Genomic DNA, 13638 nt, shown 5'->3' with positions numbered 1-13638 from the left:
CAGATGTTTCGGAAGAAGGCTCAATAAGGGAAAGCACTGATATGGGAGAGAACGCTCTGCCTTTCTATCATCCAGAAAGCGAGAAAAAAGCAGTGGATGCTCGCCGTGCTTTGCGTAAGCAATTAAATCAACAAGCGAGACAAGCAGTGTCAGACTCCATTCATCAGCATATCAAACAAATTGTGCATCGACCAGATTATACGAATGACCAGATTAGAGAGTACGAACAATTGAGGATAGAAGTGAAACCGATTGTACATGAAATTGCTCGAAAAACAGCACCATTATTGAAGCATGAGGAGTCCATAACCAATGCTAAGCGAAAATATTACGGTACAAAATTCCAAGCAGATACTGTAGCTTTTCGAGATTTTAGATATTTTGCTCGAAAGAATCCACCTACTGAAGCTCCTTCACTCGTAGTCGCACTACGTGTCGATGAATCGGCTTCTATGGCTGCATTTGGCAGGTTAGAGGCTGCGAAACTTGCAGTATTGGCTGTCTATGAATTTTGTCGGTTGCTAGACATTCCATTACTAATTTACGGAGATACAGCAGACGTTTCTAAGCTAGAGCAAATGTCAATTTATGCCTATACGGATTTTGAACAATCATCACCTGAAGATGCTTATCGTTTGATGAATATCCAAGCGAGGAGTAATAATCGTGACGGTATGGCACTTCGCGTACTTAGTGAACGATTAGTCGCATGTCCACAGCAAACAAAGCTAATTATTAGTATTAGCGATGGCCAACCAAAAGCAATGCCAGATTACACCGGAAACAAAGCAACAGCTGATATGCAAAATACGATAACTTATTATGAACGAAAAGGCATTACATTTTTAGCAGCTGCGATTGGACAAGATAAGGAGATTATTCAACATATTTATGGAGCTGAACGTTTTCTCGACATGACAAATTTACAACATTTTCCTGTACAATTAGTACGAATGATTGCACGCTATATTAGATAGAAAGGAACATTCTTATGGATCGAAATAAACGAAAACAATTACTCGAACAATATAAACAAGTTAAAACCTATATGGGTGTCTATAAAATTACGAATACAGTAAATGGAAAAGTCTATATTGGCAGTTGTCCCAATTTAAAAAATAAATGGCTAACATTGCGGGGACAGCTTGATATGAATCGCTTTGCGAATGCGGCATTACAGCAAGAGTGGAATGAGCTTGGAGCTGAAGCTTTTCACTATGAGGTACTCGAACAAAAGGAGTTAACAGAAGATACGGATCGTAAATGGGCACCGAAGCAATTAGAAAATGCATGGCTGGAGAAAATTCAACCCTACGATGATAATGGATATAACAAAAAACCTAAGTAATACAGATTGAATGGTATAGTTGATTGTGATTTTGCTGGAGGGCATAGAAGTTGAATGCCAAATAGATAAATAAGAAAAGGGCTTGGAAATAGCTCCAAGCCTCAATTGATTCCTCCACTAAGGTATTCCGTGAAGAAGAACATTATTATCTTACTAGTTTTACTGATTATAACTTTAAATCACTTTTGAATGAACTTTTTATCTGAAATTTTAAATTGTAAATCTGCTACATTCTTTATGAAATTCTTATCATGTTACACAAATATGATTGTTCCTTTATAGGCAGAGATAAATCGCTCTAACGCTTCAATTGCATGGATATCTAAAAAATTGGTCGGTTCATCGATTAGTAATGCTTCGTAATAATTTGTGAATAATTGGGCGAGTTTCATCCTTGTTTGCTTCCCCGCCGCTTAACTGATCCGAATCCTTTGGTACAGCTAATTTTCCAAGCAATGCTGGATCCGCCTCACTGGCAGAGGGAGCTTCAAGTTGCTCAACATAACCGCACTCGACAAACTGATGTGCGTTTCCTTTTGTTGGCTGAATTTCACCTAATAATAATTTTAAATAAAGTAGGGCTACAATCGTCGTGACAAATGTTAGTTTCAATAGGACTAGATGCATAACAATTGCATCATAGCCTTCTTTCATTTCTGTCATGAAGCTGCTAGAACCCTTTTCTTCTGTTCTTGGTACTTTTGGAATGTGAATAAATAGTAAAATACCACTTGCAGTAAGAGCCCCGAAAACATCTAACAACAATACCCATTCAAGTGACCTCACTGCTAGTAAAGACAGGCCCACTGCTGGTCCAGCAATATTTGAAATAGAGCTTACCGTCTGCTCCCATCCGGCAACCTTTGTAAGATGTTCTTCCGGTGCAAGTTGTGGGATAGAAGCTTGCATAGCTGGCATATGAAAGGCAGTTGTAAGTGAACGAACGACTAAAACGACTAAGACAAATACGATACTCGGTTCACTAAAATATATGGATGTAAAAAGCAATAAACTTCAAAGAGCAACTGTCATATCTGCCACAATCATTATCATTTTTCGTGAATAACGATCGGTAAATGTCCCTGCAAATGGGCCAACCAATGCTTGTGGCAAGAAACCGGCCAAACAGCTAGCGATAACACCAGTGGTGAGCCACCTGTTGTATCCGTTAACCACCAAATAATACTAAATTGAACGGCAGCACTACTCAGTAATGAAAAGAACTGACCTGTATATATTGCTAATAATTTTCGTTTCCAATGATGATTTTCCATTTTTATCGATACCTCCTAGAATTTGCGTATCGATTCTCACCGATACGAGATAAATAAACAAAACCTCGTATCAATAGAAAAGTAACATGCACATATAAAATTCCTCCATCGACGTTATTGAAATAAAAAAACTCACAGACAATCTGCCTGTGAGTTTAGAGTAAAGGGGAATAAGAATCTAGCCTTCTAGAGTAGGAAGTATAAGGTAGTTTATCACCCTATAAATCTACTTGCGAGTCGGAAATTAGACAAAATTAAAGAAAGGCTAAAGTTGCTGCCTTTCTTCAGAATACATAAATGTATTAAAATGAAGGTTTTAAAAAAGGACAGACTTATCCCGTTTACTCTGTTTATCCAAACAGAGTCTTTGACCATATTCAATTACTGGTTCAAAGTTGGGAAACGAAGTCTCATTGAAGCTGTCATTTTTTAATAATCCTCCTTAGTATTTAAAAGTACAGTGAAAGTTATAGAGTCCCTTTATGAAAAGGTCAATGTTTTGTGAGTGGGAGAATTGTAGAAACGGGCGTACTTTGGGTAACTAACGTTTATAATAACAAGAATTGAATATCCTAATTAATTGGAGGTTGTTACTCATGAATATCATAAAAAGATTCTTTACTAGTAGTACGACAACAGCCAACAAGAAGATTGTTGTCGTGTATGTTATATTTCGTGCAATTGCAGTTTTTATGCTTATCAATCAGATACCTATGCAAAGATGGGGGGATGCTTTTCTTCTTGTTCTGACGCTTGCTTTATTTGCTATCCCTCAAATTGTGGAACGAGTGTTTAAAATTGAAATTCCCAACATGTTGGAACTGATTATCATCTCGTTTATTTTTAGTTCGACTATTCTGGGAGAACTGAGCGATTTTTACGGTTATTTCAAAATTTGGGATACAGCACTTCATACACTCAATGGCTTTTTAGCAGCTGGTGTCGGTTTCTCACTTGTCTATCTGTTAAATAAGAATGCTGAGGGTATAAATTTGAGTCCATTATTTCTTGCTATCGTCACTTTCAGTTTTTCGATGACCGTTGGTGTTATGTGGGAATTTCTTGAATACTACGCAGACCGCTGGATGAATCTCGATATGCAGAAAGACCGAATTGTTCAGCAAATAAACAGTGTAAGTATTGGTGATGAGAATAATATCGTTTATCATATTGAGGATATTCAACGCACAGTTATTGAAAGTGAAAACGATTCGGGAGATATGATTGAAACCGTTATTGATGACGGGTATCTTGATATTGGTATTATTGATACAATGAAGGATTTATTTGTAAACCTGCTTGGTGCTATTGTCTTCAGTGTGCTCGGCTATCTATACGCATACCATGACCAGAAAAAATACAAATTTGTTCGAAATTTTATACCTAAAAAAAGTCAGTAAAGAGAAGCAGCCTTTAATGACATAATTTGAATTTTTTCACCATAAGACGCTAATCTAGAAGATGGAGAATATTGGTTACCGCCTGCACTCGTGAATATGGCCTACAAGCAGAGTTACACTCACTTCCTCAACAGGAATTCAAAAATATCGGTGTTGAAATTCTTAGTTCAAGTGAGATAAGAGCCTCTATGAAACAGCGGATGGAACGTGTGAAAGAAAAATATCAGGTTAACCCCAATTTATGGAACCGCTGGCAAGCATGGTTAGCAGATGAAACCTATTGGCCTTCTCAAGTTGGGGTAAAGTATGGAGATGTGCACCCAGGTCATATCCTTATTGATACAAACAATCGTGTCATGGGCTTAATTGATTGGACAGAGGTGGGGATCGGTGATGTGTCTGTAGATTTCTTGTCGCACCAACTACTTTTTGGGAAAGCGGGACTGAATAAGTTAATTGATGCCTATGACAATGCTGGCGGTAACACCTGGCCAAGAATGGCTGAAAATATCTGTGAGGGCTGGTACGATTAATCTTGTCTATATCTCCAGCCTTAGCACTCACCATCAGGATTGGAACCTGACTATGTTGCCGAGCCTTTTTGCAGAACTCCAATCCATCCATTCTTGGCATCATAATATCTAAGATGATGAGATCGACGGGTTGGGGTTGGTCTTCAAGAATTTCAAAGCCTTCTATCCCATCTGTTGCTTTTATTATGTTATAGCCTTCATTTTCTAAATAAATCTGCATTAATTCAGCAATTTCCTGATCATCTCTACGATTCGTTTATTTATCCAAAAAATGAATCCTATAAGCACACCAATAAATAGAGGTAATAAAACATACCAAGATTCAGTCGTAAACATAATTGAAATTTCGTCCATAAAAAATCCTCCTAAATGATCTTTAAACACAAGATAAGTGTAGATGGAAATTCAAAGATTTATTAAAGAAGGATTAAAAGATATATAAATTTTATTTACCTCTTCTTACTAAGGAAGAAATGCAGTGACCAACACTTTATACACGTGGAACGGCTCTTTTCTGTATTGAAAACAAGAAACACGATATCGGATAAATCTAATAATCCTTCGACAAAGTTCAACAAAAAACGGGTCGTGACAGGCACTATTAGGGGTAATCCCTCATTTTTATTTTAAGTAAGATATATTGATTTTGTTTATATGAAAAAAATGTTATCTTTTTTTGTGCAAAGGTTATTATGTGCACTATTAAACTGAATAACTGTACGTATATTTTGATGAGATAGTAAGGAGGCTACAGACTGATTGAGTATTTATAATTCATTAATCGTAATGATTACGATTAACAATAACGTGGTTCTAGTAAAGAACGAAATAATGTAATTTACCTTCATTCAGCAGAAGTCCTCCACATTTACAAGTGGGGGATGAATGCAAATGGTTCTTCGATTCAATGGGGGTTAAAACCCGGTTGAATGAAGTTAAGCCTCCGGCGGATGTCACGGATTTTATTAAAGATAGTTTATCGAGCGAGTTCGATAAAAATCCGAACGCAAATTCGACGGGCGAATTTGATTAATGTTCCATGAAATAACTTTACTAAAAGTTATGAATAAATAATTCTATTTAAAATATTTAGCTTGGAGGATAATGAAAATGAAAAAAATATTTGGGGCATTTTTATTCTTCTTTTTAACCACACTATTAACTTCCTGCTCAGAAGGCCTTAGTGATTCTAATGAGACATCAGGAGGGGAAACAGATAAAAAGCCAATGATTGCAGTTTCCATTGTACCGCAAAAAACTTGGGTGGAAGCAGTGGTAGGTGATTTTGCTAAGGTAGTGGTGATGATCCCGCCTGGAAAAAATCCAGCAAACTATGCACCGTCACCTAAAGAGTTACAACAATTTAGTGATGCAGATGTTTATTTTGGCATAGGTGTTCCAACTGAAAAGGTAAATGTTTTATCAAAGGCAAAAGACATTAATCCTAAAATGACCATTGTTCACCTTGAAAAAAGTGTAGCAGAAAAATATCCAGAAAGGCAGTTTGAATCTGGAATGAGAGATCAACATATATGGTTGTCACCAAAAAGGGCAGAGGTTATCGTTCAGGAAATAGCGGATGAACTTTCAGAAAAATACCCGAATCAGAAAGATCAATTCCAAAATAATGCTGCTGACTACATCGAACAAATTTCTAATGCTGATAAAGAAATTAGGACAATCTTATCGAAGTTAGATTCAAAGAAATTCATCGTGTATCATCCAGCATTTGGATACTTTGCTGAAGATTATGGCCTAGAGATGATAGCTATTGAAGAGAATGGAAAAGAAGCAACCCCTCAAAGAAGAAAGGAGATTGTTAATATAGCCAAAAAAGAGGGGATCCGTGTTATTTTTTATCAAGCTGAGATAGATAGCTCTCAGTCAAAAGCTACTGCTGAAGAGATAAATGGTAGAACTGTTCAGATAGTACCGCTAGCACCGGATTATGTAGAAAATTTAAAGCTAATGGCACAGACATTTAAAGAAGCACAGGAGCTGTGATAGGAAATGGAAACAGTGATCGAAATAAGTGATTTAACCGTTTATTACGATGATGTTCTTGCTCTTGATAATATATCTTTAACGGTTAATAAAGGAGATTTTTTAACCATAATAGGCCCCAATGGTGGCGGAAAAAGTACTCTCTTGAAAGTTATCCTTGGGATTATAGAGCCCACTTCCGGGAGAATCAATATTAAAGGAACTACAGGTAGCAAGGAAGATGGGGTGATTGGTTATATCCCTCAGTTTTCTCAATTTGATCGTAGCTTTCCTATCAGTGTAGTAGAAGTCGTTCTAATGGGTCGTTTAACAAAAAAAAGTGGTTTTTTTCACAAGTTTAGTCAAGAAGATTTGAACGTTGCAAACAATATCCTTCTCAAGCTTGATTTATTTGATTTAAAAAACCGCCAGATTGGTCAGTTATCCGGTGGACAGCTTCAACGTGTCATGCTGGCAAGGGCGCTGGCTGGTAATCCTGAAATTCTAATACTCGATGAACCAACAGCCAGTGTGGATTCGGAATCAAAAACGATGATTTATGAATTATTGAAGGAATTAAATAATGAAAAAACAATAGTCCTTGTTACACATGACACGAATGTTATTGCCTCATATTCAGAGTCAATAGCGTGCTTAAATAAGCAGCTTCATTATCATGGAAAACCAAATATGACATCTAAAGTTCTAGAAAAAATGTATGGATGTCCTGTTGAACTTATTGCACACGGTATTCCTCATCGAGTGTTAGCACACCATCTGGAGGGAGAAAAATGATTCACGATTTATTGGAATATGAATTTCTACAACACGCGGTATGGAGTGCAATCTTAATAAGCATTGTTAGTGGAATTATTGGGACCATCATCATGGAGAAAAAAATGGTCATGATGTCTGGTGGGATCGCACACACTGCATTTGGCGGTATTGGACTTGGCTATTTTTTAGGTATTACTCCAATGCTTGGTGCACTTTTATTTGCTGTGGCTGCTTCATTTGGAATTGCAACCATTCAGCGCAGACAACAAACGAACGCTGATATACTTATAGCACTTTTTTGGTCTATCGGAATGGCTGCAGGAATTATATTTATTGCGTTTACGCCTGGGTATCCACCAGATATGTCAACATATTTATTCGGTGATATTTTAACAGTAAGCAAAAGTGATTTATGGATGATGCTAGCATTAGATGCGATTGTCGTATTCTTTATTTCAGCCTTATTTAATTTGTATAAAGCATATTTATTTGATGATACGTTTGCGAGGGTACAAGGGGTAAAAACACAGTGGCTTGAATATTTACTTTTCTTCTTAATTGCCTTAACGGTAGTTATTCTTATTCGTGTCGTCGGATTTATTCTTGTTATTGCTCTACTATCAGCACCTACTGCAATTTCAAAGTATTTTACCAATAACTTAAAAACAATGATGATACTTACATCGAGTATCAGTCTTTTCTTCTCACTAACAGGACTTTGGATTTCCTATAAGTTAAACGTTCCTTCAGGGGCATCGATAATTCTTCTTTCCGGGATAAGCTATCTTTTACTAACAGCGTGGAAAGGGTATCGAAAAAAGGTAATTATTCATCACTAATCCAATGATTTTTAACTTCATACAGCAAATGCTTTTTGTACCAAACGGGTCGTGACAGGCACTCTTAAGTGAGCAAAACTTCAAATGGCTTTATGTTATATGGTATGTTAAGAATAAATTCGTGAGGAGGTTTGAAATGAAACCAAGAATTTCTGTAATAACAATAGGTGTAGATGACCTGGAGAGGTCTTTGAAATTTTACCAGGAGGGACTCGGTCTACCGACAGAAGGAATCGTAGGACAAGAATTTGAGCATGGCGCTGTTGCGTTTTTTGATTTACATTCTGGATTGAAACTAGCCATTTGGAAGCGGAAAGATATCGCACATGACACAAGTCTAAACCAAACGCCGATGAGTCCAACTGAATTTACGATTGGTCATAATGTTGAGAGTAAAGAAGAGGTTGATAAGGTATTGGATCAAGCAAGGGAAGCTGGTGCGGTAATTACCGTTCCAGCACATGATACCTTTTGGGGTGGATATTCTGGATATTTCCAAGACCCAGACGGACATTTATGGGAAGTCGTCTGGAATCCAGCTTGGGATTTTTCAGAATAAGGTACTATACAACTTTAGTTTAGAAAACAGTTTTAAAAGGCAGCACTTTATGACGTTATTTAGAAAACCGACTGTAAAAAGTACAGTCGGTTTTTTGTGTGAAGTGATAAAGTCAATCAATATAAAGGTCAGCCAAACCTGAATGGTTTCTTTTTTTTAATAGTCATCCTCAGTGAGATAAATCCTCATGTAAATTGAATTATTTTTTTCAAAATAGAACTCTTCCTACATTAATTATAGCATTTGAAACATAGTAAATATAGACTGCATATTCCTGTTTACTACTGATAAAATCAATAAAACATGAATGGATAGGAGAGTGTCGAATGAGTTCATTGGTATTGAACTTTCAGGAAATAGAGAAACCACAATTTTTGCTTGTTGGCGGAAAAGGGTCTAATTTAGGGGAATTATCAAAAATACAAGGTGTACAAGTACCAGAAGGATTTTGTATTACAACAGTGGGATTTCGAAAAGCCCTTGAACAAAACGATATGTATCAAGAATTATTGGAGCAACTAACCGAGCTCAAAATAGAAAATCGAGATCAAATTGGTGAAGTCAGCAAAAAGATTCGACAAATGATTATGGAAGTAGAAATTCCTTCCGATGTCGTGAATGCCGTTGCTGATTTCCTTTCCAAGTATGGAGAAGAGCAGGCTTATGCCGTTCGTTCTAGTGCAACTGCTGAGGATTTGCCCTATGCTTCTTTTGCTGGTCAACAAGACACCTATTTAAATATTATTGGCGTCGATTCTATCTTGCAGCATATTAGTAAATGCTGGGCTTCTTTATTTACGGATCGAGCGGTCATCTACCGTATGCAAAATGGATTTGACCACGCTCAAGTCTATTTATCAGTTATCATTCAAAGGATGGTTTTCCCACAGGCTTCCGGGATTCTATTTACCGCTGACCCGATTACCTCAAACCGAAAGCTCCTATCAATTGATGCTAGTTTTGGGCTTGGAGAAGCACTGGTTTCTGGCTTGGTTTCTGCCGATTGTTATAAAGTACAGGAAGATCAAATCGTTGATAAAATGATAGCAACCAAGAAATTGGCAATCTATGGATTAAAGGAGGGTGGGACAGAGGCACGACAGATTGATCCGAATCGGCAAAAGACCCAAACTCTTACAGACGGGCAGATTTTACAATTAGCACGTATAGGAAGAAAAATCGAATCCCATTTTGGTCAGCCGCAGGATATCGAATGGTGTTTGGTTGATGATACCTTTTATATTGTCCAAAGTCGTCCTATTACGACTTTATACCCGATTCCGGAAGCTAACGATGAAGAAAATCATGTTTATGTATCTGTTGGTCATCAACAAATGATGACAGATCCTATGAAACCATTAGGATTGTCTATTTTTCTGTTAACAACTCCTGCACCTATGTGTAAAGCTGGCGGAAGATTGTTTGTTGATGTAACACCTATGTTGGCTTCATCTGAGAGTAGAGATAACATAATAGATGCCTTGGGGCAGTCCGATCCACTTATAAAAGACGCACTTATGACCATAGTAGAGCGAGGAGATTATATTAAATCGTTACCCAATTATAATGAGGGACCGAGTCCGGATAAAAGTAATGAGGGGATGTCGTCTACGGATATTCAAGTACAAATTGAACACACCCTCAAAGTTGTTTTTGAATCAATAAAGAGTAGTCAAGAGTCGATAGAAGAGTTAAAACAAAATATCCAAACGAAATCGGGCTCAGATTTAATTGATTTTATTAAAGATGATATCCCGCAATTAAAGAAGTATTTATTTGACCCTCGTATGGGTGTGATTATGGATGCTATGGCAGCTTCAACATGGATAAATCAAAAAATGAGCAAGTGGTTAGGTGAAAAAAACGTAGCAGATATCCTTTCTCAATCGGTACCAAATAATATAACTTCGGAAATGGGTCTAGAGCTTTTGGATGTCGCAGATGTAATTCGTCCTTATCCTGAAGTCATTGAGTATCTACAACATGTCAAAGATGATAACTTTTTGGACGACCTCGAAAAGCTTGATGGTGGACATAAAGCTCGGGAAGCCATCTTAACATATCTTAACAAATACGGTATGCGATGTGTTGGGGAAATTGATATGACTAAAACACGCTGGAGCGAAAAACCAAGTACACTTGTCCCAATCATTCTTAATAACATCAAAAACTTTGAGCCTGCTGCTAGCAAGCTGAAATTTGAGCAGGGACGCATGAAGGCTATGGAAAAAGAACAAGAGTTATTAGAACGATTGAAGCAATTACCAGATGGTGAACAAAAAGTGAAAGAAACAAAACAAAGGATCGATCTAATCCGCAATTTCAGTGGGTTTAGGGAATATCCCAAATATGGCATGATTAGTCGCTACTTTGTCTATAAACAGGCTTTACTGAAAGAAGCTGAAAAATTGGTACAAGAGGGAGTGATTCATGATAAAAAAGATATATACTATCTCACCATAGAAGAACTTAGCGAAGTCGTTCGTACAAAAAAACTGGATTACCAGATTGTTAGCAATCGAAAGAACGAATATAAATTATATGAAAAACTAACTCCGCCACGTGTGATGACGTCTGATGGAGAAATCATTATGGGTGAGTACAAGCGAGAAAATATCCCAGCCGATGCTATTATTGGTCTACCTGTTTCTTCTGGGGTTGTAGAAGGAAGAGCACGTGTCATTTTAGACATAGAAGATGCAGATTTAGAGTCTGGAGATATATTAGTGACCGCTTATACAGACCCTAGCTGGACACCGCTGTTTGTATCTATAAACGGCCTAGTGACAGAGGTTGGGGGACTGATGACCCATGGAGCCGTTATAGCTCGTGAATATGGCTTACCAGCGGTTGTCGGAGTGGAAAATGCCAATAAACGGATAAAAGATGGGCAACGAATTCGGGTGCATGGAACAGAAGGGTATATCGAAATATTGTAATCAATATAGTATAACTATTCAGGAAGATTTTGGTGCTAATGACAAACCAAATGAGATAAAAAAGGAAGTGCTACAGAGTTTCTACCTCTGCGGCACTTCCTTTTTTATCCAATATAAAACAAATATATATAAAAGAGTAACTGTTATCACAGCAGTATTTAACGAGGTGACGTATATTAAAAAAGCAGCAAAATATAATATGGGATGGAAATTAACATGTTAAGAATAAGTAATATAAAGCTTCGTGCTGATTTTGAACCAAGTAAGGAAAATGAACTTTTAGCTCAGAAAATCCAGAAAATCTTAAGGGTTAAACTCGACAAAATATTGTCTTTTCGTATTTCTAAGAAGTCAATTGACGCAAGGGAAAAACATAATGTACGGCTTGTTTATTCTGTTGATGTGGAAATGGAAAACGAGAAAGTGTATTTAGGAATAAAGGATGTTTCTTCCTACGAACCAATGGAATATACAATCAAGAAAACCCAAAAAACAACTCGTCCAGTCGTAGTCGGCAGTGGACCTGCTGGACTATTCAGTGCCTTGATATTAGCCGAACATGGATTAAACCCGATTATGATAGAGCAGGGAATGGACGTCGACCGAAGAAAAATGGCCGTTGAAAAATTTTGGAAAGATGGTGTGCTTGAACCGAATAGCAATGTCCAATTTGGTGAAGGTGGAGCAGGAACATTTTCAGATGGTAAATTAACAACAGGTATAAAAAATATTAGAATTCCGAAAGTGTTAAAGGAACTTGTAGAAGCCGGTGCTCCAGGAGAGATAGCATATTTGTCAAAGCCCCATATTGGCACGGACATTTTAATCGATGTAGTGAGAAATATTCGTAAGAAAATTGAATCACTAGGTGGGGAAGTACGATTTGAAACGAAAATGAAGGAACTGATAATCGAAAATGATAAAGTGAAAGGAGTGCTGTTAGATAGACAAGGAGTGTCAGATGCCATAGAGACCGATGCTGTCATATTAGCGATAGGGCATAGTGCTCGAGATACGTTTTATATGTTAAAGGATTTAGGTGTAGAGATGATACCGAAGCCCTTTGCTGTAGGAGTACGAATTGAACACCACCAAAAAGATATCGATTTACAGCAATTCGGCAGCTTTGCCAATCATCCATTACTTGGTGCATCTGAATACAAATTGAATGCACATCTTGCCAATGGTCGAGGTGTATACACGTTTTGTATGTGTCCTGGGGGTCATGTTGTGGCTGCCGCATCAGAAAAAAATTCAGTCGTAACAAATGGTATGAGCTATAGCGCAAGAAGTGGTGAAAATGCTAATAGTGCCTTGCTTGTTTCTATCACACCAAAGGATTTTAATGGAGAGGTTTTGGCAGCTATCGAGTTTCAAAGAAAGCTTGAGAGAAAGGCATTTGAACTTGGTGGCAGCAATTATTTTGCACCGGTACAATTGGTCGGGGATTTCCTGGAAAACAAAGGTAGTAAACAGCTTGGTGATATTATCCCAACCTATAACCCAGGTGTTACACCAACAGATTTAAGAGAATGTCTTGATGATTTTATCGTCGATAGTTTAAAAGAGGGTTTAAGGGCAATGGATAAAAAACTTGCAGGCTTTATCAGACATGATGCCGTTTTATCAGCGGTAGAAAGTCGAAGCTCATCACCAGTGACCATTAAACGAAATCCGCGGACCTTTGAGTCAAACATCAAAGGGTTATATCCTTGTGGAGAAGGTGCAGGATATGCCGGAGGAATCACGTCTAGTGCTGTTGACGGCATAAAATGTGCAGAAGCGATAATGGCGATTGAAGATAAGTAATAATCACATAGTTAGATATTCTGAAATAGCAATAAAATCATGTAGAGCTCACCTTATATCAGGCAACTATTCCATTGGGGGTTGCCTTTAAAACTATCAGAAGATTTATTTTAGAATTTCTAATTCAGATGGGAATTGCCTACCATTTACTAAATAAAGTTTTATTAGTATAATAAC

At 37.4% G+C, this 13638-nt stretch carries 12 protein-coding genes and 2 pseudogenes; 10 read left to right on the top strand and 4 right to left on the bottom strand.

Annotation, left to right across the window (positions count from 1 at the left end; all coding sequences use genetic code 11):
- Window positions 1-41: 41 nt before the first annotated feature.
- A complete protein-coding gene (locus BQ5321_RS20940; RefSeq protein WP_234978435.1) occupies window positions 42-977 on the top strand; it encodes a vWA domain-containing protein in 936 nt (311 codons plus the stop codon).
- 14 nt (window positions 978-991) lie between these two features.
- Window positions 992-1348 carry a GIY-YIG nuclease family protein gene (locus tag BQ5321_RS20935; RefSeq protein WP_071396318.1) on the top strand — a complete coding sequence of 119 codons (357 nt, stop codon included), beginning with the start codon at window positions 992-994 and terminating at the stop codon, window positions 1346-1348.
- Window positions 1349-1687: 339 nt separating this feature from the next.
- Here BQ5321_RS20935 and BQ5321_RS24970 read toward each other — a convergent pair whose 3' ends face one another.
- The 3 genes from BQ5321_RS24970 to BQ5321_RS25145 all read right to left on the bottom strand — a co-directional run bounded on the left by BQ5321_RS24970 (window position 1688) and on the right by BQ5321_RS25145 (window position 3048).
- Window positions 1688-2356 (bottom strand): MFS transporter, encoded by a 669-nt coding sequence (locus tag BQ5321_RS24970; RefSeq protein ID WP_315970111.1) that lies wholly within the window; start codon window positions 2354-2356, stop codon window positions 1688-1690.
- Window positions 2357-2397: 41 nt separating this feature from the next.
- Window positions 2398-2622, bottom strand: coding sequence for a hypothetical protein (locus tag BQ5321_RS24965; RefSeq protein ID WP_139187844.1), 225 nt, complete (start codon window positions 2620-2622; stop codon window positions 2398-2400).
- A gap of 381 nt (window positions 2623-3003) precedes the next feature.
- Window positions 3004-3048 carry an erythromycin resistance leader peptide gene (locus tag BQ5321_RS25145; protein ID WP_139187945.1) on the bottom strand — a complete coding sequence of 15 codons (45 nt, stop codon included), beginning with the start codon at window positions 3046-3048 and terminating at the stop codon, window positions 3004-3006.
- A 170-nt stretch (window positions 3049-3218) separates the two neighbouring features.
- Here BQ5321_RS25145 and BQ5321_RS20925 point away from each other — a divergent pair, with 170 nt between their 5' ends.
- The gene (locus tag BQ5321_RS20925; protein ID WP_071396317.1) at window positions 3219-4022 is read left to right on the top strand and encodes a DUF2238 domain-containing protein; all 804 of its coding nucleotides are present in this window, start codon (window positions 3219-3221) and stop codon (window positions 4020-4022) included.
- Window positions 4023-4129: 107 nt separating this feature from the next.
- Window positions 4130-4540, top strand: a pseudogene (locus BQ5321_RS20920) (phosphotransferase); the annotation flags it as partial.
- A gap of 31 nt (window positions 4541-4571) precedes the next feature.
- On the opposite strand, the pseudogene BQ5321_RS23850 reads toward BQ5321_RS20920, so the two are convergent.
- Window positions 4572-4787, bottom strand: a pseudogene (locus tag BQ5321_RS23850) (response regulator); the annotation flags it as partial.
- 878 nt (window positions 4788-5665) lie between these two features.
- On the opposite strand from BQ5321_RS23850, the gene BQ5321_RS20915 reads away from it, so the two are divergent.
- From BQ5321_RS20915 to BQ5321_RS20885, 6 genes are all read left to right on the top strand, one after another.
- Complete coding sequence (locus tag BQ5321_RS20915) at window positions 5666-6559, top strand: metal ABC transporter solute-binding protein, Zn/Mn family (RefSeq protein ID WP_084786878.1); 894 nt, start codon at window positions 5666-5668, stop codon at window positions 6557-6559.
- A 6-nt stretch (window positions 6560-6565) separates the two neighbouring features.
- Window positions 6566-7333, top strand: coding sequence for a metal ABC transporter ATP-binding protein (locus tag BQ5321_RS20910; RefSeq protein ID WP_071396315.1), 768 nt, complete (start codon window positions 6566-6568; stop codon window positions 7331-7333).
- Entirely contained in the window at window positions 7330-8154 is an 825-nt protein-coding gene (locus tag BQ5321_RS20905) for a metal ABC transporter permease (protein ID WP_071396314.1), read from the top strand. Before BQ5321_RS20910 ends, BQ5321_RS20905 begins: the two co-directional genes overlap by 4 nt.
- Window positions 8155-8290: 136 nt before the next feature.
- A complete protein-coding gene (locus tag BQ5321_RS20900; protein ID WP_071396313.1) occupies window positions 8291-8713 on the top strand; it encodes a VOC family protein in 423 nt (140 codons plus the stop codon).
- A 326-nt stretch (window positions 8714-9039) separates the two neighbouring features.
- Window positions 9040-11652: a phosphoenolpyruvate synthase gene (ppsA, locus tag BQ5321_RS20895; RefSeq protein ID WP_071396312.1), complete on the top strand. Its 2613-nt coding sequence runs from the start codon at window positions 9040-9042 to the stop codon at window positions 11650-11652.
- Between the two features lie 216 nt (window positions 11653-11868).
- A complete protein-coding gene (locus BQ5321_RS20885) occupies window positions 11869-13461 on the top strand; it encodes an NAD(P)/FAD-dependent oxidoreductase (RefSeq protein ID WP_071396310.1) in 1593 nt (530 codons plus the stop codon).
- Window positions 13462-13638 lie beyond the last annotated feature (177 nt).

Origin of the sequence: Bacillus tuaregi (genome assembly GCF_900104575.1) — a bacterium.
GTDB classification, from domain to species: domain Bacteria; phylum Bacillota; class Bacilli; order Bacillales; family Cytobacillaceae; genus Bacillus_BD; species Bacillus_BD tuaregi.
This window is presented reverse-complemented; position numbering and strand designations above follow the sequence as displayed.

What these genes read in the sequence shown, in the direction of transcription:
- BQ5321_RS24965 (WP_139187844.1), bottom strand. Translation starts at nt 2,622, where the DNA reads ATGGAAAATCATCATTGGAAACGAAAATTATTAGCAATATATACAGGT.
- BQ5321_RS20910 (WP_071396315.1), top strand. Translation starts at nt 6,566, where the DNA reads ATGGAAACAGTGATCGAAATAAGTGATTTAACCGTTTATTACGATGAT.
- BQ5321_RS20900 (WP_071396313.1), top strand. Translation starts at nt 8,291, where the DNA reads ATGAAACCAAGAATTTCTGTAATAACAATAGGTGTAGATGACCTGGAG.
- BQ5321_RS20905 (WP_071396314.1), top strand. Translation starts at nt 7,330, where the DNA reads ATGATTCACGATTTATTGGAATATGAATTTCTACAACACGCGGTATGG.
- BQ5321_RS20935 (WP_071396318.1), top strand. Translation starts at nt 992, where the DNA reads ATGGATCGAAATAAACGAAAACAATTACTCGAACAATATAAACAAGTT.
- BQ5321_RS20925 (WP_071396317.1), top strand. Translation starts at nt 3,219, where the DNA reads ATGAATATCATAAAAAGATTCTTTACTAGTAGTACGACAACAGCCAAC.
- ppsA (WP_071396312.1), top strand. Translation starts at nt 9,040, where the DNA reads ATGAGTTCATTGGTATTGAACTTTCAGGAAATAGAGAAACCACAATTT.
- BQ5321_RS20885 (WP_071396310.1), top strand. Translation starts at nt 11,869, where the DNA reads ATGTTAAGAATAAGTAATATAAAGCTTCGTGCTGATTTTGAACCAAGT.
- BQ5321_RS20915 (WP_084786878.1), top strand. Translation starts at nt 5,666, where the DNA reads ATGAAAAAAATATTTGGGGCATTTTTATTCTTCTTTTTAACCACACTA.
- BQ5321_RS20940 (WP_234978435.1), top strand. Translation starts at nt 42, where the DNA reads ATGGGAGAGAACGCTCTGCCTTTCTATCATCCAGAAAGCGAGAAAAAA.